The 250-nt window shown below is 55.6% G+C and carries 1 pseudogene; it reads left to right on the top strand.

The window, feature by feature from the left end:
* A pseudogene (locus tag SB756_RS33235) lies at positions 1 to 250 on the top strand (EamA/RhaT family transporter); the annotation flags it as partial.

Consider the following 250-nt stretch of genomic DNA (forward strand, 5'->3'; position numbering starts at 1 on the left):
CGCTGCACTGAATGCAACAATCGGAGTATTCAGCAAGGTGCTGATGAACAGTGGGTTCAGCCCCAGCAGTATCGCCCTGATAAAGACCGTACTCGGCTGCCTACTGCTGTCAGTCTTGCTGCTATTCCTCAAGCGGCCCTGGCATACGGCTAAGTGGCTCCAGGCAGCCGTCTGCGCCTTTCTCGGCATTTTTGTGTTGTTCCACTTTGAAACCTCGGCCTATAACCATTACGCCGCAGCGGGCGTGGTG

The organism is Pseudomonas sp. SIMBA_068 (assembly GCF_046534705.1).
Classification (GTDB): Bacteria; Pseudomonadota; Gammaproteobacteria; order Pseudomonadales; family Pseudomonadaceae; genus Aquipseudomonas; species Aquipseudomonas putida.